Annotated in this window: 21 protein-coding genes and 1 riboswitch; of the genes, 4 read left to right on the plus strand and 17 right to left on the minus strand. The window is 42.1% G+C overall.

Features of this window, described 5'->3' with window-relative positions; translation table 11 throughout:
• Positions 1–21: 21 nt before the first annotated feature.
• The 7 genes from NSQ36_RS13920 to NSQ36_RS13950 form a co-directional block, all read right to left on the minus strand.
• Positions 22–1,332, minus strand: a complete 1,311-nt coding sequence (locus tag NSQ36_RS13920) for an ABC transporter permease (protein ID WP_251190201.1) — start codon at positions 1,330–1,332, stop codon at positions 22–24.
• Entirely contained in the window at positions 1,322–2,020 is a 699-nt protein-coding gene (locus NSQ36_RS13925; RefSeq protein WP_044142163.1) for an ABC transporter ATP-binding protein, read from the minus strand. Before NSQ36_RS13925 ends, NSQ36_RS13920 begins: the two co-directional genes overlap by 11 nt.
• Before the next feature lie 21 nt (positions 2,021–2,041).
• Positions 2,042–3,037 (minus strand): ABC transporter permease subunit, encoded by a 996-nt coding sequence (locus NSQ36_RS13930; protein WP_137055388.1) that lies wholly within the window; start codon positions 3,035–3,037, stop codon positions 2,042–2,044.
• Positions 3,031–3,909, minus strand: coding sequence for an ABC transporter ATP-binding protein (locus NSQ36_RS13935; protein WP_050943515.1), 879 nt, complete (start codon positions 3,907–3,909; stop codon positions 3,031–3,033). Before NSQ36_RS13935 ends, NSQ36_RS13930 begins: the two co-directional genes overlap by 7 nt.
• Positions 3,902–4,294, minus strand: coding sequence for a GntR family transcriptional regulator (locus NSQ36_RS13940; RefSeq protein WP_003217551.1), 393 nt, complete (start codon positions 4,292–4,294; stop codon positions 3,902–3,904). Before NSQ36_RS13940 ends, NSQ36_RS13935 begins: the two co-directional genes overlap by 8 nt.
• A gap of 17 nt (positions 4,295–4,311) precedes the next feature.
• Complete coding sequence (locus NSQ36_RS13945; protein ID WP_251190200.1) at positions 4,312–4,491, minus strand: hypothetical protein; 180 nt, start codon at positions 4,489–4,491, stop codon at positions 4,312–4,314.
• 142 nt (positions 4,492–4,633) lie between these two features.
• Positions 4,634–4,909, minus strand: coding sequence for a YtzC family protein (locus NSQ36_RS13950; protein WP_003217632.1), 276 nt, complete (start codon positions 4,907–4,909; stop codon positions 4,634–4,636).
• 152 nt (positions 4,910–5,061) lie between these two features.
• On the opposite strand from NSQ36_RS13950, the gene NSQ36_RS13955 reads away from it, so the two are divergent.
• Entirely contained in the window at positions 5,062–6,027 is a 966-nt protein-coding gene (locus tag NSQ36_RS13955) for a TIGR01212 family radical SAM protein (protein WP_012010971.1), read from the plus strand.
• The gene (locus NSQ36_RS13960; protein ID WP_310024090.1) at positions 6,024–6,605 is read left to right on the plus strand and encodes a class I SAM-dependent methyltransferase; all 582 of its coding nucleotides are present in this window, start codon (positions 6,024–6,026) and stop codon (positions 6,603–6,605) included. Before NSQ36_RS13955 ends, NSQ36_RS13960 begins: the two co-directional genes overlap by 4 nt.
• Before the next feature lie 15 nt (positions 6,606–6,620).
• Here the strand turns inward: NSQ36_RS13960 and NSQ36_RS13965 are convergent, their stop codons facing one another.
• A complete protein-coding gene (locus NSQ36_RS13965) occupies positions 6,621–7,700 on the minus strand; it encodes a tetraprenyl-beta-curcumene synthase family protein (RefSeq protein WP_003217575.1) in 1,080 nt (359 codons plus the stop codon).
• Positions 7,701–7,730: 30 nt separating this feature from the next.
• The gene (locus NSQ36_RS13970) at positions 7,731–8,510 is read right to left on the minus strand and encodes an alpha/beta hydrolase (protein WP_003217757.1); all 780 of its coding nucleotides are present in this window, start codon (positions 8,508–8,510) and stop codon (positions 7,731–7,733) included.
• A 45-nt stretch (positions 8,511–8,555) separates the two neighbouring features.
• Between NSQ36_RS13970 and NSQ36_RS13975 the strand changes: the two genes are divergently transcribed.
• Positions 8,556–9,071, plus strand: coding sequence for a gamma carbonic anhydrase family protein (locus tag NSQ36_RS13975; protein ID WP_310024086.1), 516 nt, complete (start codon positions 8,556–8,558; stop codon positions 9,069–9,071).
• Between the two features lie 143 nt (positions 9,072–9,214).
• On the opposite strand, the gene asnB is transcribed toward NSQ36_RS13975, so the two are convergent.
• Both asnB and metK read right to left on the minus strand, forming a co-directional pair.
• A complete protein-coding gene (asnB, locus tag NSQ36_RS13980) occupies positions 9,215–11,113 on the minus strand; it encodes an asparagine synthase (glutamine-hydrolyzing) (RefSeq protein WP_106028996.1) in 1,899 nt (632 codons plus the stop codon).
• A 148-nt stretch (positions 11,114–11,261) separates the two neighbouring features.
• Positions 11,262–12,464 carry a methionine adenosyltransferase gene (metK, locus tag NSQ36_RS13985; RefSeq protein WP_050943510.1) on the minus strand — a complete coding sequence of 401 codons (1,203 nt, stop codon included), beginning with the start codon at positions 12,462–12,464 and terminating at the stop codon, positions 11,262–11,264.
• Between the two features lie 195 nt (positions 12,465–12,659).
• A riboswitch (SAM riboswitch) is annotated at positions 12,660–12,793 on the minus strand.
• Between the two features lie 226 nt (positions 12,794–13,019).
• Between metK and pckA the strand changes: the two genes are divergently transcribed.
• On the plus strand, positions 13,020–14,606 hold the full coding sequence (gene pckA, locus NSQ36_RS13990; RefSeq protein WP_106033019.1) for a phosphoenolpyruvate carboxykinase (ATP): 1,587 nt from the start codon (positions 13,020–13,022) through the stop codon (positions 14,604–14,606).
• A gap of 45 nt (positions 14,607–14,651) precedes the next feature.
• Here pckA and NSQ36_RS13995 read toward each other — a convergent pair whose 3' ends face one another.
• The 6 genes from NSQ36_RS13995 to NSQ36_RS14020 are packed head-to-tail and all read right to left on the minus strand — an operon-like array spanning position 14,652 to position 19,788.
• A complete protein-coding gene (locus NSQ36_RS13995; protein WP_003217584.1) occupies positions 14,652–14,894 on the minus strand; it encodes a DUF2584 domain-containing protein in 243 nt (80 codons plus the stop codon).
• Between the two features lie 39 nt (positions 14,895–14,933).
• Positions 14,934–15,728: a prolyl oligopeptidase family serine peptidase gene (locus NSQ36_RS14000; RefSeq protein WP_251190197.1), complete on the minus strand. Its 795-nt coding sequence runs from the start codon at positions 15,726–15,728 to the stop codon at positions 14,934–14,936.
• Between the two features lie 26 nt (positions 15,729–15,754).
• Complete coding sequence (gene crtI, locus NSQ36_RS14005; RefSeq protein WP_226803844.1) at positions 15,755–17,236, minus strand: phytoene desaturase family protein; 1,482 nt, start codon at positions 17,234–17,236, stop codon at positions 15,755–15,757.
• Positions 17,233–18,360 carry a glycosyltransferase gene (locus NSQ36_RS14010; RefSeq protein WP_251190196.1) on the minus strand — a complete coding sequence of 376 codons (1,128 nt, stop codon included), beginning with the start codon at positions 18,358–18,360 and terminating at the stop codon, positions 17,233–17,235. The genes crtI and NSQ36_RS14010 overlap by 4 nt, the downstream gene beginning before the upstream one ends.
• Positions 18,345–19,091: a lysophospholipid acyltransferase family protein gene (locus NSQ36_RS14015; RefSeq protein ID WP_106035200.1), complete on the minus strand. Its 747-nt coding sequence runs from the start codon at positions 19,089–19,091 to the stop codon at positions 18,345–18,347. The genes NSQ36_RS14010 and NSQ36_RS14015 overlap by 16 nt, the downstream gene beginning before the upstream one ends.
• On the minus strand, positions 19,060–19,788 hold the full coding sequence (locus NSQ36_RS14020) for a carotenoid biosynthesis protein (protein ID WP_251190195.1): 729 nt from the start codon (positions 19,786–19,788) through the stop codon (positions 19,060–19,062). The genes NSQ36_RS14015 and NSQ36_RS14020 overlap by 32 nt, the downstream gene beginning before the upstream one ends.
• Positions 19,789–19,849: the final 61 nt, after the last annotated feature.

Genomic DNA, 19,849 nt, shown 5'->3' on the forward strand with positions numbered 1-19,849 from the left:
GTGCCTTAGGAGGTTCTTTTTTTAGATTTCTCTTCTTAATGCTGCTAATACATTCGTTTTTGTTGCTTTACGTGCTGGGTTAAGCCCTGAAAGGATTGCTACCCCTGCGCTAATCACTGTTGCTGTAATTACAAGGCTGAGCGGAATATAGGAGAAGGTGATCGAGAATTGATCGCTTGACCCTCCCTCTGACATGGACGACAAAATGGCTGGAATGATTAAATTGACGGCGAAACTAATGATATATGAGATGATAATACCGATGATCGACCCAATCACCCCAATGTAAGCACTTTCCATGAGGAACATTCGCTTGATAATCGATGGATTCGCGCCAATGGCTTTCATAATCCCAATTTCTTGTGTCCGCTCTGTTACTGCCATTGTCATCGTATTAAAAATACCAATTGCAGAAATAATGACCGCAATACATCCAACAAAAATAAGTCCAATTTTGAAGACTGTAAAGAACATATCCATTCCTTCGAGCTGATTCGTCACAGAGATGACTTGATAGCCCTCATCTGTCAGCTTATTCGTGAGTGCACCGACATTGTCGAATTTATCTGCATAAACAGAGGTCTTTTTCTCGACATTTCCTGCTTCAGGAGATAGATCGAGTACTTGACCAAATTCCTTTTCATACGCATTCGGAATAAAAATTTTATGATCCTCTTGCCACTCCAGATTCGGCTTTTTCAACACACCTACTACACGGAAATCAAATGTTTTTTCTTTGACGACTTCATTTTCTTCGTTGAGTTTTGGTACCTTGACTTGAATCACTTTATTTAAAATATCTTTCGTGTAGCCCTTAGGCTCCTCTGGCATTTCTTCGCCATTTGATGTCTGATTTAATTTTTTTTCATAGGCTTGGCGTTCTTTTTTTGTCCACAGTTGTTCAGCCATATGATACCCGACCACAATTTCGTTCGCTGATGTTGGGACTTTTCCTCGGTCTAGCTCAAGCCCTGCTTCTTTTTCTTCTTTCATATCGGTTAGAGCAGCCTGCGTTTCACCTGAGCGATCATCGAGCTCGACGTTTACCGTTGGAATGAGCGCCGTTCTTGAGACGACAGATTTCACATGATCATATTTCTTTAAATCATCTGTCTTGACGTCACCTTTTTCCTTGCCTAACACTTTCACTTCTGTGATGATTTGCTGTTTCATGATTTCATCTTGCGCCGATTTTTGCAGACCAAAACCGACAGATGCTAAAACGATTAAGAAAGAGCATGCCATTGTCGTCGCAAGAATGGTCATAAACACACGCAATCTATTTTTCTTCATGTTTCTTCTAATAAATTTGACCTGATCTCTAAATTTCAATGGATTGTTCCCCTTTCTTTAATACACCATCATGAAGCTGGAACGTTGTATCTGCGATTGAAGCGACTTCATCGTCATGTGTAATAATGACAAACGTGATTCCTTTTTCACGATTAAGCTGCTGGATAAAGGCTAAGATTTCTCCTTCGGTTTCTGAATCTAGACTGCCTGTTGGTTCATCCGCTAAAATAATAGATGGATTTAAAATCAAGGCTCTTGCAATACTCACACGCTGCTGCTGCCCGCCTGACAACTCATTTGGGTAATGCCCTGCATGATGTTCTAGACCTACTCGTTTCAGCATTTCTTCTACTTTCGCCTTTCGTTCAGACGGCTTCACACCTTTTAAGGTGAGCGGAAGTTCAACATTTTCATACGTCGTTAAGCTCCCGATCAATTGAAAGCTTTGAAAGATAAAACCAAAGTGATCTAAGCGGAAGTCCGCCCATTCTTTTTCATTAAACCCAGTCACATCGGTACCATCAATGACAATTTGTCCGCTCGTTGGCGTAATATATCCTGAAATTAAGTTCAATAGGGTAGATTTCCCCGAGCCACTTCGCCCAACTATACATGCAATGTCGCCTCTTTTGATGGACAGGTCAATCCCTTTCAGCACAGGAATCTCATTCTCTCTGCCCTTTTTACCAATTGTAAACACATGATCTAACGCTTGAACTTGAATCATCTCTACTCCCCTACTCTCTGTTTATCTTTTTCGATATATTAAGAAATAACTTGTTAGTGCGCCTACAACGCCGCCGATGATCATGCCAACAATATAACCCAATATGGAAGTGTCAGAAGAAAATCCAACCCATCCAAATCCTAGAACACCGAAGACAATGACCAAAATCTGAATCGGTCTATCCATTTTTGAGTAAAGGAAGAAACGGCCATTTCGTTCAATAGGATGCTTCATAAAGCTAAACAAACCAATAAGATAGAATACAATCATCATCACAATAGGTATGATGAATTCTTCACCAGTGAACCAAAGTGGATATTTATCTATATCTCGAAATTGAAAACGGTCTGTTATATAAGTAATTGGGGCGATAGGCATAATAAAGTAGTCATAACTGACATCGACCCAATGCCTATTCGTTCTTAAAATAAAATCCAAATGAAACATCGGAAGCCAAATTAATAAATATGGCAATATCGCTGTACTGAATGTAACAATGGCTTGACTAATTGCGCTTCCTGTTAACGCACCTGCTGCAAGACACAGACTATATATCATTAAGGTTGATACGAGTGCAATGAAGTAACCACTATTAAAGTCAAACGTCTCTTTTGGTTGAGTGCCTAATATGAGTAAGTAAGTGAGAAAATATGACAACACATGAACAAGCGTTATGATTCCGGCACCTAAGAAAAACTTTGTATGATAAATGGTACTTCTGCTAAACGGCAAGGATAAAGTAAAATCAATTTGTCCTTTATTTCTTTCATATCCCAGCTGGATAATCGCAAAAAGCAAGCCCATAAGCCATGAAAGGGCGATAAAAATATCAGAACTGAAATTATAATAAAAACCATCATCTACTGTTGTACATGTCGTATCATTTAAACAAGTTTGAAAGGACGAGTATCCCAGTAAAAAGGATAATGGCGTCGTAAAGACTGCAACCAGCATCACTAAAATAAATGTCAGCTCTGATTGCTTCCATTCCTTATATAATAATTGCCGCTTTACCATCTCCGTTTCCCTCCAAACTTTGCAATGAATACTTCTTCTAAATTCACAGGCAGTTCATGCCATACTTTTGGCTGCAGCGACTTCAAGTACTCTTTGGCCTCTACATCGGTTTTAAGAATAAGTGCTGTATAAAAAATGCCCGCTTGATCTAATATAGCAACGCCATTTTTTCGTATACTCAAGTTCATATCTTCTTCAAAAGCCATCTGGATTTTGACATAATCATTCTTTAATTCATCTAGATCCATGACACTTGTGAGTTGATTTCCTTCTAAAAACCCGATTCGGTTACACATACGCTCAATATCCTCTAATCGGTGCGATGTGATGAGAATCGACGTTTCACGTTCCGCTACCTCGTCGATCATGAGCTGAAGAACATCATTTCTTGTGACGGCATCAATACCATCTGTTGGTTCATCTAACAGAATCACGGCTGGCTTGATCGCAAAGCTTAAAATTAATGAGAGCTGCTTTTTTAACCCTGTCGATAGTTCACGATATTTCACTTTTTCCGGAATTTCATAGCGATTCACAAGCTCATTGGCATATGTCACGTCAAACTTCGGGTAAATATGCTTTAACAGCTGGACAAGCTGCCCGTAATTGTATCTGTCAAAGTAGGGATTGACGACTGGCATATACACAATATTTTGCTTTACTAACGGGTGGTCTTTCACAAGCACGTCTTTAAAATAAATCTCTCCTTCATCTGGAAGAAGAATTTGCTGAATCAAGCGGAGAAGTGTTGTTTTACCAGAGCCATTCCTGCCAAGCAAACCAAAGATCTCACCTTCGCCTATTTTGAAGGAAACGTTACTGAGTACTTCACGTCCATTTAATGTCTTCGATACATTTCTAACCTCAATCAACTTTATTTCCTCCCTCGAGACTTGAGCCAATCTCTTCTATCCATTCCTTCAGTTGTTGAATATCAATACCGGCATAATGAGCTTCTATAATGAGTTGTCTTAATTGCTCCTTCATCTCCAATACCTTCCCTTCATTCAGCTTTAACCGAGCCTCTTCTGTTACATACGTACCGCGCCCTCTTAGTGTTTCAATAATCCCTTCCCGCTCAAGCTCCTTATATGCTTTACTGACGGTGTTCGGATTGGCGATGATAATAGTGGCGAGCTCTCTGACAGAGGGCAGTTTGTCACCAGGTTTCATTACACCTTTTAGACATAAAATTTTGAGTTGCTCAATGATTTGTTCATATATTGGCGCAGCGCTTCGTGGATCTATTTGAATCATGATGGCTCCCTCTTTCCTCATTCATGCTTTTGCAGTCCTATTGCATGTTCATGCCCTTGCATTAAAGGGATTGAATTAAGTATCAAATCTTTTTGAACTTCAAAACCAATGAAAACGAGAACGAAAAAAAATGTACATGCTAACGCAACAGCCAGCACCATCCACTTCAAATTGATTGGTTTTTTTTCTTTTTTCATGGTTAAACACCTTTCTTCACTTTTTAAGTGTCTTTAGTGTATTAGTTGATATAGTACACTTAATACAATATAGACACTTAAATAAAAAGTCAATAGCCTTTCAAAAAATAAAAAACAGACCCTTTAAAAAAGGATCTGTTCATCATTCGTTGTCGTAAGAAATGCCTAAAATCATTTGATTTTGCAAGCTTTGCATTTGAACACGTGCCCTGTCTAACCGCTCTCTTTGCTGGTCATTGGCGACATCCTTTAATTTTTCTAATTCGTTCACCGCATCTTCAAGCATAAGCTGTGCCTTAGAAAATTCGTCCTCATTATAATGCTCTTGGCGTAAGTTCAAATCAAATTGCTCATTTGCAAACTCAAGGGTTTCAGTACTTTTTTGGATAAATTCATCGATTGACTGCCTTGTTGCCATCCTGCATTCCCTCCATTTCATCATTGCTCCCGCCTATTTTGCCCACGTAAAGCTTTTTCACTAAAGAAAATGTTGGACAGATTCAATTGTCCTCCTTCATGATTTTTGTTAAACTTTAAGGATGCCTATTATTACGCAAGGAGGTTACTGACTTGGATCAGCATAACCCTTTTTTATATTCAAACAGCGAAAAACGCTATCACACATGGAACTATCATTTGCGAGAACACTTTGGTCATAAAGTTTTTAAAGTGGCCTTAGACGGTGGCTTTGACTGCCCAAACCGTGATGGTACTGTAGCCCATGGAGGCTGTACATTTTGCAGTGCCGCAGGATCTGGTGACTTTGCAGGAAACCGGGCGGATGATCTCGTCACTCAATTTAACGAAATCAAAGACCGGATGCATACAAAATGGAAAGACGGAAAATATATGGCGTATTTTCAGGCGTATACAAACACACACGCCCCGCTTCCTGTTTTAAAGGAAAAATTTGAAACCGTGATGAATTTGGATGGTGTGGTTGGCTTATCTATTGCGACAAGACCTGACTGCCTGCCAGATGACGTGGTGGAGTATTTAGCTGAATTAAATGAGCGGACTTATCTCTGGGTAGAGCTTGGTCTTCAAACGGTTCATGAACGGACAGCGATGCTCATTAACCGTGCCCATGATTATGAATGCTACGTAGAAGGTGTAGAAAAACTGCGAAAACACGGCATTCGTGTCTGCTCGCATATCATCAACGGCTTGCCTCTTGAAAACCGGGACATGATGATGGAGACAGCAAAAGCTGTTGCTGATTTAGATGTGCAAGGAATTAAAATTCATTTGCTTCACCTTTTAAAAGGAACCCCAATGGTCAAGCAATATGAAAAAGGCAAATTGGAGTTTCTAAGCCAGGAAGAATATGTCCAGCTTGTTTGTGATCAGCTGGAGATCCTGCCGCCAGAAATGATTATTCATCGTATTACAGGCGATGGCCCGATTGAATTAATGGTTGGTCCAATGTGGAGTGTAAACAAGTGGGAAGTATTAAATGCCATTAATGCTGAGCTTGAAAGACGTAACAGCTACCAAGGAAAACGTTTCGTCAGATTGGAAGAAGCCGCAAAATGATCTTGAAACGCATGCTCCCTTTTAGTAAAGAGCTGTTAGAACGGGCTTGTCAAAAAGGCGACATCGTCATTGATGCAACGATGGGAAATGGCCACGATACACTCTATTTAGCTGATCTTGTTGGTCATGATGGACAAGTTTTCGCATTCGACGTACAAGAAGAAGCCATACAGCAGACGCGTAAAAGACTTGGTGAGGGATATCCATATGTTCATCTCATTCACGATGGTCATGAAAAACTGGCTCAACACCTGCCAAGGGATGTTTATGGACATATCTCTGGCGCGGTGTTTAACCTTGGGTACTTGCCCGGAGGCGATAAAGCCGTCACTACTCAGGCCGATACAACCATTGAAGCCATTGAGCAGCTCCTCGACTGGCTTAAACCCGGAGGTCTGATCGTCCTTGTGATTTATCATGGACACCCCGAAGGGAAAAAAGAAAAAGAAGTGCTTCTCGACTATTGCAGATCACTTCCTCATGAAGAGGTACAAGTTTTATCATATCAATACATGAATATTCAAAACGACCCGCCTTTTGTGGTCGCCATTGAAAAAAAGCTAAAGCTCAAATCCTAATGGATTTGAGCTTTTTTATGAGGATTTCATCCAAGGCATTTTCTGATAGGTCCGGTAAGCTCTTCCGTTGATATAGAAAAAGAACGATGTTTTCCCGCTTGATTTGATCAGCCGTTTTGCCAGCTTATTCATCTCTTTTTGGGCTGTCACTTTTTCATCGGACAAATAGACTGCCAATAATCCTCTGTTAATTAATTTGTGAAAGTTTTCGTGCGGAATGCCTTTCAGCTGCTCATCCGCTTTTTCAATAAAATGCTGAAGTCTATCCATCATCTCATGATGAGAGGCATAGTAGGAGCAAAAGTTCAGATCTCCTCCAAGCCGGTCTTCTTCTTGGTCAATTAAATAATCAAGTAAAATGTGCAGACCTTGAATATAAGGGAAATAACTTTCATAAATTTGCTTCGCCTGCTTTTCTGTAAAGTCCGGTTGCAGCGCGTACGCCACAAGACAGAAAATTCCTAACGTTGATCCTGCACAAGCTGAAAATTCATACCATTCCATCTTAGGCAAATCCTTTTCATATTGGCGGAACCACGATTCTAGCCGCGGAACCCGCTCATGAGGAACGACGTGTTTATGTACTTGCAAATCACTGTAGTAATCGCACAGCGTGTGTAAATATGGCTGAATGATCGGATAATGCTTAAGACGCGACAGCACGTCTTGGCATGTGCGGACAAGCGAGTGTAAATACCCATGATCCTCTTGATCATCACGGAATTGGTAGTAAGGCTTGAGCTCAGCATGAATATCAAGCGCATCTCTCATCGCTTGATGCAGCATATGAAAATCTTTTGGATCAAGCGACGTACTGCGGTCACACAGGTTATCTAAGTAATCACTGATGGTTTGATACGCCACAATGAATTCAATACACGTTTCTTTCGCCTCACCTGCTAGAAGAGATAAAATACCTCCGCCTTCGCAGTGGAAGGTTTTACTCGATATGCTCGCTAACGCCTGCGTACGCAGTTCTTCATTTTCAATCATTTCTGCATGAGCCCGCCACTTTTTTAGCTCCTGATGAACAAGCGGAAAAATATCTTTATACACCTTTGTCATCAGTGCAAAAGGACGCTCTGGTACTGACAAATCAATCCACCCCTAACTTAAAGCTCACCATCAAATATATTGATCTGTAAAGGCTCTTGCTGCCTTAAACACATCTTCTCTTTCCGGTTCATTAAAAATTTCGTGATACAGCTCTTCCCATTCACGATATGATTTATTGGTTGATTCAATGCCATTGAACCATTTGATCACCCTCGTTTTATCGACGATCTTATCATCGCCCGCCTGCATTAAAAGGAGCGGAATCGATTTAAAGACATTCGTAGGCTGCATGGCCGCATCAATATTTTTGATCAGCTCTCGGTACCAGCGAACCGACACTTTTGTTACGTAAAGGGAATCATTTGAGTCTGCCTCAATCACAGCCTGATTTCGTGTGGCTAGTTCAATCGACAGCCCTGACTCGACTTTAAAGGACGGTGCCAGCACATTTAGACCTTTTGATGCAAAATCCATTAGCTTCTTCGGTTTAAATTGCAGACCTAAACAAGGTGATGATAAAATAAGGCCATCAATCTTCGTATGGGTATACTGCTTGACCCACTCAATTGAAATGAGTCCGCCCATACTGTGTCCAAGTAAAAAAGTAGGAAGCCTGAATGATTTCGCATGTTCGATCCATTCATCTACTGTATCAATGTATTCTTGAAACGAACGAATGTGGCCGCGCGCACGTGTCGACGTCCCTTGCCCAGGCAGGTCACCCATGACGACGTGATAGCCGGCATTTCGCCACATTTCGATCAGCCATTTATATCGGCCGTGATATTCACTCGCACCATGTACTATCACAATTGTACCAACTGGTCTTTCAGCATGCCAAGTCCACAAAGTAAACACCTCACAAATGTTGTATTAAGAAAGGAAGTCGAAAAAGTGATTTATCCATATCATCAGTTTACACCTGAGATTCATGAATCGGTCTTTGTCGCAGATAACGCCACCATTACAGGAGATGTCACGATTGGAGAATATTCGAGCGTGTGGTTCCAAACCGTCATAAGAGGCGATGTCGCTCCTGTGAGAATTGGAAAAAACGTCAATATTCAAGATTTATCCTGTCTGCATCAAAGTCCTGGAAAAACACTTCTAATAGAAGATGGTGCTACCATTGGACACCAAGTCACATTACATAGCTCAATCATTCGAAAAAATGCCCTCATTGGTATGGGGTCTATCATTCTCGATGGTGCAGAAATTGGCGAAGGTGCCTTTATCGGTGCAGGTAGTCTTGTCCCTCAAGGAAAGATCATTCCAAAAGGATCACTCGCTTACGGCCGTCCAGCCAAGGTCGTCCGGCAGTTAACAGATGAAGATATCCAAGACATGGACAGAATCCGTAGAGAATATGTAGAAAAAGGACAATACTATCGTTCCCTTATACCCCGTTAACATCATACGCGTTATCTTCACTTTATCATGTTTTTTTCAGGATATTAAGCAATAACTATGAACCGCTTGTTATTTTACCCTTTTCCGCCACTTTCTATCATAACAAAAAAGGTTTTCAGCTTTGTGCTGAAAACCTTTTTTCATTAACTAAAGATAACTTCTTTCGGTTGATGATTCAACTGCTCTGGATCAATGCTGCGCTCCACATAAATGCTGTGCCAAATCATAAAGATAAGGACGGTCCAAATCTTACGGCTATGATCTGCTTTACCAGCACAATGCTCATTTAATAAATCAAGCACATACTCTTTGTTAATGTATTCATCTGTTTGACTGTTTTTGATGATGTCTTTTGCCCAAGCATTCATCTCATTTTTCAACCAATGACGAATTGGCACAGGGAAACCAAGCTTTTTACGGTTTAACACATGGTCAGGCACAATGCCTTCTGCTGCTTTACGCAATAAATATTTCGTTGTGCCATCTTTTGTTTTCAGCTCTTCTGGAATTTTAGAAGCCGCTTCAAAAACGACCTTATCAAGGAATGGAACACGAAGCTCAAGAGAATTCGCCATCGTCATCTTGTCTGCTTTCAATAAGATGTCTCCGCGCATCCACGTATGGATATCAACATATTGCATTTTGTTAATATCACTGTAGCCTGCGCTTTCCTCGAAGTATGTCTTCGTTATGTCACGATATGTGATGCTTGGATCATAATGTTTGAGGAGATTTTTCTTCACTGGCTCTTCAAAGATTTTCGCATTACCGATATAACGTTCCTCTAATGGCGTACAGCCGCGAACGATAAAGCTCTTCCCTTTCATTCCTTCTGGCATTAAACGAGCCAGACGAAGAAGAAGCTTTTTCAGCATAGATGGTACAGATTCAAATGGTTTAAGAGAAAGAGGCTCACGGTAAATATTATATCCACCGAACAGCTCGTCCGCTCCTTCACCTGAAAGAACAACCGTCACTTGTTTCTTCGCTTCTTTTGCCACGAAATACAATGGAATTGCTGCCGGATCAGCTAAAGGATCGTCTAAATGCCAGACAATCTTCGGAAGCTCGTTCATATATTCCTCTGGAGAAATGACGGCGCTGAAGTTTTGTAAGCCTAGCTTGTCAGCTGTTTCCTTCGCGACATCGACTTCACTAAAGCCATCCTGCTGGAAGCCAACAGAGAATGTCTTTAGCTCAGGGTGTAATTCCTTTGCGACAGACACGATGAAGGAAGAATCAATACCACCTGATAGGAATGAACCAACAGGTACATCACTTCTCATGTGAACTTTCACAGAATCATAGATTGCATCGCGTACTTCTTCAATCAGCTTCTGTTCTTGTGTTTGCTCAGGCTTAAATTGAACTTTCCAGTATGTCTTAAATTCGATCTCCTGTCCTGGGCGTAAAATAAACTGATGACCAGGCTCAACTTTATGCACCTTTTGATCAAGCGTATTTGGCTCAGGAACGAATTGGAACGACATGTACTGCTGCAATGAAGTCTCATCAAATAAAATGTTCTCGTTCACAGCCATCAAGCTTTTGCGCTCAGACGCAAAGTACACTTGCTCATCCATTTGTGTGAAATAAAGCGGTTTGATGCCAAAAGGATCTCTTGCGCCATATAATTGCTGCGCTTCTTTATCCCAAATTAAAAATGCAAACATGCCGCGAAGCTTAGAAGCCGCTTCTTCTTTATAATGACGGTATGTGGCAAGCAGTACTTCCGTATCAGAATCTGTGCTGAACGTATAGCCCTTTTTCACAAGCTCTTCCTTCAGCTCCACATAGTTATAAATTTCCCCGTTAAAAATAATCCAGTACTTTTCATCTTCATAAGAAAGCGGCTGCTTTCCGTGTTCAACATCTATAATACTTAAACGTCTAAATCCAAATCCTACATGCTCATCATGAAAGTACCCCTCATCATCCGGACCACGGTGAACGATGAGACGATTCATTTGTTTAATTAACTCTTCCTGCTCAGTAGTTTCGGACAATGGACGGTGATTAAACACACCAACAAACCCACACATATTATTGCCTCCACGTTATGTTATTTCTTAAAAGTAGACCTATAATTAGACAGTTATTTGTCCGATTTTGTTTCACATTTTTTCGCTTTTTGTAGAATTTTTTTTAATCAAAAGGAAAACCGCTTAAAATAAGCGGTTTTATATGTTGTTATTGTCCTAATGCTTCCTTGCGAAGCGTATCGGCTTTATCCGTTTTTTCCCACGGAAGATCTAAATCATGACGGCCGAAATGTCCGTATGCAGCTGTTTGTTTGTAGATCGGACGACGCAGGTCAAGCATTTTAATAATGCCAGCTGGACGAAGATCGAAGTTCGCACGAACCACTTCAATTAATTTTTCTTCAGAAGCTTTTCCTGTTCCGAAAGTATCAATTGAAATCGATACAGGCTGTGCAACACCAATTGCATAAGCAAGCTGTACTTCACAAGAATCTGCAAGGCCAGCAGCTACGATGTTTTTCGCTACGTAACGAGCAGCGTATGCCGCAGAACGGTCAACCTTTGTTGCGTCCTTCCCAGAGAAAGCACCGCCGCCATGACGAGCGTATCCGCCATACGTATCAACGATGATTTTACGTCCAGTTAAACCAGCATCCCCTTGAGGTCCACCGATCACGAAACGGCCAGTTGGGTTAATAAAGTATTTTGTCTGTTCATCAATTAGTTCACTTGGAACGACAGGGCGGATGACATGCTCTTTTAAGTCGCTTTGAATTTGTTCAAGCGTTACTTCTGGTGCATGCTGCGTTGAAATAACCACTGTATCAATACGAACAGGTTTATTTTGGTCATCATATTCTACTGTTACTTGTGTTTTTCCATCTGGACGTAGATAAGCAAGTGTTTGATCCTTGCGTACTTCAGTTAAACGGAGAGATAATTTATGCGCTAGTGAAATCGGCAGCGGCATAAGTTCTTCGGTTTCGTTGTTGGCAAAACCAAACATCAATCCTTGGTCACCTGCACCAATCGCATCAAGTTCTTCTTCAGTCATTGTGCCTTCACGTGCTTCAAGCGCTTTGTCTACACCTTGCGCAATATCAGCAGACTGTTCATCAATAGATGTGAGCACTGCACATGTTTCCGCATCAAAACCATATTTCGCACGCGTGTAGCCAATTTCCTTAATCGTGTCACGCACCGTCTTTGGAATATCGACATAAGTAGACGTTGTAATTTCTCCGCTTACTAATACGAGACCCGTTGTAACAGAAGTTTCACAGGCAACACGTGCATTTGGATCTTTCTTTAAAATTTCATCCAAAATGCTGTCTGAAATTTGATCACAGATTTTATCCGGATGTCCTTCCGTCACTGATTCTGAAGTAAATAAACGACGATTTTGACTCATAATGGCTATTTCCTCCTGTACAAGACCACATCATCCCAAGATGAGGTCTCCAATATGATACGGAACTCGTTCCCTCTTATATTTGAAAACGTTTCTATTAGAGATGTTATTGGCAATTTGTTCATATGATATCCCAAAAATAAAAAAACCATTTCCTTCATTGCGAGGAAAGGGTCTGAGATCGCATGCCTTTCACTCTTATCGCTCAAGGTGTTCTTGTACCTTGCATCAGGTTAGCACCTTGGTTTCTCAGCATATTCATGCCTTTTCATAAGAAACCGGTTGCTGGGCTTCATCGGGCCTGTCCCTCCACCAACTCGGGATAAGAGTATCCGTTCAATAAGATATCTTATCTTAAATACTTGCATCATGTCAATGCTTCATCAGAATTTTCTTCCCCTTTTTTCACCTCAATATTAGCATCACCAAAAAGCATATTTTCATAGCAGAAATGAAAAAACACACACAAAAATATTTAAATAGTATAGACTATTGTTATGAATGTGTTATACTAATCGAAACAAAACAAATTCAACGGTAAAGGAAGGGTTTTTTATGAACTCAGTGGATTTAAAAGAAGATTTGCAGTCATTGCTCTCATTAGAAAATACGCACCAAAATTTATCTGTTCCGAAACTTGTTGAAAAGATTTTGGCACGTGATGAAGGCGTTTTAACATCAACAGGAGCTGTCCGTGCTACAACGGGTGCCTACACAGGACGTTCGCCTAAAGATAAATTTATCGTGAAAGAAGAAAGCTCTGAACATAAAATTGATTGGGGTCAAGTCAACCAGCCGATTTCTAAAGAAGCATTTGACCGTTTATATACAAAGGTTGTTTCATACTTAAAAGAACGTGATGAACTATTCGTCTTTGAAGGATTTGCCGGTGCAGATGAAAGATACCGTATGCCAATTACAGTGGTAAACGAATTTGCATGGCACAATCTCTTTGCAAAGCAGCTATTCATCAGACCTGACGGATCAACACCTTCTTCAAACGAAAAACCGTTTACCATCTTATCTGCACCGCATTTTAAAGCAGATCCTGAAACAGATGGCACAAACTCTGAAACGTTTATTATCGTTTCTTTTGAAAAACGTACCATTCTGATCGGTGGAACAGAGTATGCAGGAGAGATGAAAAAGTCCATCTTCTCTGTCATGAACTACCTGCTTCCTGAGCAAGATATTTTATCCATGCACTGCTCAGCAAACGTCGGTCAAGAAGGCGATGTCGCACTATTCTTCGGCCTTTCAGGTACTGGGAAAACGACGCTTTCTGCAAGCGCAAGCCGCAAGCTGATCGGTGACGATGAACACGGCTGGTCTGGCTCAGGAGTCTTCAATATTGAGGGCGGATGCTATGCGAAATGTGTGAACTTAAGCGAAGAAAAAGAACCGCAAATCTACAAAGCCATCAGCTTCGGATCAGTTCTTGAAAATGTTGTGCTTGATGAAGAAACACGTGAAGCGGATTATGATGACACGTTCTTTACTGAAAACACACGCGCTGCTTACCCAATCGAAATGATTGATAACATCGTGACGCCAAGTATCGCAGGACACCCATCTGCCATTGTCTTCTTAACAGCTGATGCATTTGGCGTTTTACCTCCAATCAGCCGTTTAACAAAAGAACAGGCGATGTACCATTTCTTGAGCGGTTACACAAGTAAATTAGCAGGAACTGAGCGCGGTGTCACATCACCAGAAACGACATTCTCTACTTGCTTCGGTTCACCATTCTTGCCGCTTCCAGCTCACGTCTATGCTGAAATGCTTGGCAAGAAAATTGATGAGCACGGCGCAAAAGTATTCCTTGTGAATACAGGTTGGACTGGCGGAGGCTATGGTACAGGCAATCGTATGAACCTAGCGCATACAAGAGCAATGGTGCAAGCAGCGATCGAAGGCGACCTCGACAACGCCGAAATGATCACTGATGACATCTTTGGATTACACATCCCGCTTCATATTCCTGGCGTTCCAGATGAAGTGCTTCAACCTTCTAAAACATGGGATGACCAAGAGGCTTATCAAGAAAAAGCACACTTCCTTGCCAATGAATTTAAAAAGAACTTCCAAAAATTCAGCCACGCAGCAAGTGACATTGAAGCCAAAGGCGGACCACTCGTATAATCAAATGACAAAAGCTGAGGGGAATCATTCCCTCAGCTTTTTTTGTTAGTTTGTTGAATGTAATGAGACGAGACGGTAAGTGACCTTTGTCACATTGTCTGTAAGCTCTAGCTTTTCAACGTGTGCTGTCCCTGTTTTTTCTCCGTCTTTCGTTTTACGCACCTCAAGCGGAATATTTAATGGATAAATGCGGTACCCTTCCTTCATGAGTTCAAATACATTCTCTTCAATTCTTGTCTCTTTTCCCTTTGTGACAATCATTGTATTAAATTCAACAGGCATTCCCATATTGAAAATCCCCCTACTTTCTAAATTTCGTTATACTGCTTATTTTACCACATTTCCGTTTTTCCGGCTGTGCATCCACGTCGTCAGCCTTCTGACAATTTCCCGATTATGCTGCGGCGGAAAATAATGGTTGTATCCATGGAAATACCAAGTCTCCACTGACTTTCCGTGCTGGCGCAGCGCATCTTCTAATAAATACGCATGCTCAATGGATACATTCTGATCCTCTTCTCCGTGGATGATGAGAACAGGCGCTTCAATTTTGTCTACATCATTTAAAGGCGTTCTATCCTCATAGGCCTCTGGCACTTTGTGCGGGGGACCGCCAATCACACGTTTCATCATCCTTCTCATATCCACACGCTCTTCATAGGTGAGCTTCATATCACTGACGCCTCCCCATGTCACAAAGGAAGCGGCCTCCTGTTTCATTTCAACAGCGGTCCAAATGCCCATAATGCCTCCGCGCGAAAAACCAAAGATATGAATACTCTCCTGCTTCACCTTTTTATGATGCTTTAACAACTGAAAGGCAGCAAAAGCATCTTTCCGGTCCTCTCCGGCAAAGTCTTCGTTCCCTTCGCCTCCCTGATTTCCTCGGTAAAAGGGCGCAAATACAACAAATCCCTGCGCGGCAAATTGCACAATCCGGCCTGGTCTGACCATTCCCACATTTTTTATGCCGCCTCTTAAATACAAAAAGCCGTCATAGAGACCTTCTCCGGCCGGTTCTGCGAGCAGCCCTTTGATCCGAAGTCCATCTGCCTCATAGGTCACTGTAAATAAGTGAATATGCGGATGGGGGGACGGAAACCTTCTTTTTTCCACAATCACTTGATTTCTCTCCTTTTCATCTGTTCTTACGTCAAATGCTTGATGATCGCTTCTGCAACGAGCTGGCCTGATTTAGTCACCATCGGCGTGCCGCCGCCTGGATGACTCGTTCCTCCAACAAACCATAGCCCTTCAATGTCCTTTGACTGATTATTGATGCGGAAGAACGCCTGCTTGAACGAGTTGGAAGACATACCATAAATGGCTCCATGATATGCGCCCGTTTTCTGCTGCAGATCAAGCGGAGTTTGAACCGCTTCATATTCGGCCACCTTATCCAGATCAAAGAGACCCTTTTTCTTTAATTTTGTTTTCATATGCTGCGGGTATGTCTCCTTTAGCATGTCCCAATCGTGCTCATTTGTCACATAAGGCGCATTCGCCAGTACAAACAAGTTGCTTCTTCCCGGTCCTCCGCTTAAAGCTGGTTCTGAATGACCTGAATAACAGATGTAAAGCGTTGGATCCTGAGGCAGTTGTTTTTTCTGAAAAATATCCTTGAATTCTTGCTCATAATTCTCTGGGAAAAACACATTGTGATGGGACAGCTGTTCATAGACTTTAGGTACACCTAATAAGAGAACAAAGCCAGATAGTGACGGTTCAATGGCAGTAAGCTTTTGATTTAAAAAGCTTGGGCGGTCTTTTTCATCAATCAGATGGCGGTAGACAGTCAGCGCGTCCGCTCCGGCAATGACTTGATCTGCTTCATACATCTGGTGAGCCGTTTCTACTCCTTTGATTCGCCGGTCCTTCACATGAATCTTGTTGACTTGTTCATTCAGGTGAATCTGTACGCCTAATTCCTTTGCCAAAGTCTCAAATGCTTCAACTAAACGATATGTACCGCCCTTTATTCCATATATCCCTTTCTCCCCTTCTAAATACGCCATCATATTAAAAATAGCCGGAGCCTGATAGGGAGAAGAGCCGATGTAAGTAGCATACCGTCCAAACATCGCCAATGTATGCGGATGATGGAAATATTGACGCAGCAAGCGTTGAACGGTTGTAAACGGTTTAACAGAGAGAAGGGCTTTCACGAGCTTTACGTCCGCCTTATCCTTCCACGTCAATAACAAGCGATTTAAAAACTGATCCTCAGCCTTTTGAAAAAGCATCTTTGATTCCTGTAAAAATGCACGGTATTGCTTCGCATCTTCAGGACTGAATGCTGCAATTTGCGATTCCATCTGTTCAATATTCGGCGTAAATTCGACCGTATGTCCATCTGAAAAAACATTTTTGGTCAGAGGAGAAATCGGATAAAATGTGACGTAATCCTCCATCCGTCTATGACAGGAAACAAACACTTCCTCAAAGTATGACTTCATTGTAATGGTACTCGGTCCTAGATCAAAAGAGTAGCCAGCCCCCTGATGACGCTGCAATTTCCCGCCTAAAGCCGCTTCTTTTTCTAATATGGTGACCTGGACTCCGCGTGACTGTAAGCGGATCGCTGCTGATAATCCGCCAAGCCCGCCGCCGATGATGATCACTTTTTTCATTCGTACCTTCTCCCTTTCCATTCATACCCTTCTTTTTTCAGCCCGATTTTCATAGAAGCAAGGCCAATGGCGATCAGACTTAAAATGCTGATCGGTAATAAAAAGGCCATTGCAGATGTTCTTCCGTTCTCAATATCAATTGCCGCTTTGATCGACACACCCAGTCCGTAGCAAAGAATGGCTAAGCATATACTGAGCACATTCAGCTGCAGCAAAGCCAGCATCAAGCAAATGACAGGAGCCAAATAAAGCAGGGTGTATAAACAAAAGACACTGCTTAACAAAGCAATGCTTCGATTGACACCTGGAAACAAATTTTTCCTGTAACCTTCCCATACCTCTTGTCCACTCTCATACATTCTCATATACACAAATGGATGAATGCTTGCTAGTGTGAACGGAAAGCCTTGTTCCTTCACCCGTCTAGCCAATGCCATATCATCCACTAGCGAATCCTTAATCGCTTCATGCCCGCCGATATTGTGATAGCAACTCTTTTCAATGGCAATAAAGCCTCCATGCGCGGCGGCAAAAGCCGGATTCTTTGATTTTCTAACCCACTTCACAGGCAGATGACAGCCAATCGTAAACATCATCATGGGAACGACAAGATGCTCAAAGAAAGTGCCTGTTTTTTGTTCGGGGAAGCCTGACAGCATGCCCGTTTTTTGCGCGCATAACTGCTCGTACACAGCTTCAAATGCTCCCCGTTTCAACCGGACATCCGCATCTAAAAAAAGCAGCCAATCAGAAGCCGCCACCTCAGCGAGCTGAGAACAGGCGTATGATTTTCCTAGCCAGCCTGGCTTTAACGGCCGGCCTGACTGCACACGAATCCATGGATATGTTTGTGAGAAGCGCTCCACAATCGCTCTTGTCTGATCGGTCGAATGATCATCAAGTACAATCACCTCTTTCGGATAAAGACGCTGATTAACGATCGACTGAAGACAGGCTTCTATCCGTTTCTCCTCATTTCTAGCCGGAATCAGTATCGATAACGAAATGGGTTCATCTGATGAAAAGGAAGCGGGCTTTAACACGGGAAACTGCTTCATATTCCATATGGTGAATAGAAACTGGCAAAGCAGCAGCACACTGATTACGGTTAAGAAGAGCGCCATGTTCTCACCCACTTTTTAAAAGAATCAAACGCATCACTTGTTGACTGACTTGTCCTTGTGATCTGTTTAAATTCTTCGTTTATTGAAAAATCAGGATCCGCAATGACCTGTGCTTGATGCCTGTTTAACTGCGTTTCAAGCAGATCGCCAAGCATACGCGTCATATCCTTGCTTCGCAGGGAGCTTCCAGATACGATGGCATCATCACCGAACACAACAGAAACTATCGGCTTTTGATATTGATTAAATGTATACTGCAAGGTTACAGGCTTCACCACGACTTGCTCAAATTGCCTCACTAAAAAAGAAGCCCCGCCTTCCAGTTCAAGCGGTCTCACGTCCTGATGCATAATTTTCCCCTGTGGAAAAAGCCATACCGCTCCGCCGTCCTGCATGTTCTCTTTTGCTGTCATTAAAGCTTGTTTCACGCTTCTCAGGTTCTCTTTATGAACCGGAAACGCCCCAAGCTTACGGAAAAAAGCATATTGCTTCAGCTGCTTCTCTTCCATCATCATGTAGTGATCAAGTTCAGACGCTTTTTCTGTTAAAAGAAAAATGATCAGTCCATCCCACCATGAGCTATGATTGGCGAGATAAAGAACAGGCAGGTTTTCCTTCGGGTCCACCGAGCCTTTCATCATCACACAGCGGAAATGCTTATGGAGCAAATAGCGCTCTAGATAAAGTGAAAATAGACGTCTAAACGATCGGCTTTTGTCGCTTTCTTTCAAATCGAACCCTTCCTTCACACAAAATGACAATGATCAATGCTAAATAAAAAATGACATCGAGTCCGCCCTTTAATGCCAAAAGACCAAAAAAGAACACCATCGCCTGATAAATACGACTCGTCCAGCTGAGTGCCTTTTGATCAATTGAGACAAGCGGGAAAAGAAATGAAAGTCCTGCTCCAATCATACCCCAGCTCACAAAATTCTCAAAAGGAATACCATAAAACCCACCGCCGTCATACCACACCCAAAACTTCCGCTCAGCTGCTACTGGATCTAATATGAGGTCAAGCAACACAATCCATATCCCCGTTTCGACGGCTCGTCTCCACTTTGACTGCTGATTGGATAAAAAAAGGCTGTTTAAAAACACGCCAACCCAAGCAAATGCAATGGTTAACGGCACCCCCGCCACTAGAAAACCTAGCGTCGGATAATAGTCATAGGCCCCAAATGGGAACCCCGTTGTGATCCCTACCCACTCCACCGTAAATGTAAGCACCCCGACAATGACTGCCCTTTTGATGACAAATCCCCAGGAGCCATAAATCTGTCGCCCAATCTCTATGACGCAGCAAGCATACAGCACAAGAAAGATTCCGTTTGCAAACTGAAGCCATGCTGGCACTTCAAAAAAGACCATTAAGATCAGACCTACTAAATACCATCCAATAAATACCCAACTCAATCTATACACGAAACCGCTCCTTTATTTCTGCCAAATTCAAGAAAGCCTTCATGCCTCTAGTATAGAAAAA

This window comes from Bacillus sp. FSL W8-1143, assembly GCF_037965155.1.
Taxonomy (GTDB): Bacteria; Bacillota; Bacilli; order Bacillales; family Bacillaceae; genus Bacillus; species Bacillus pumilus.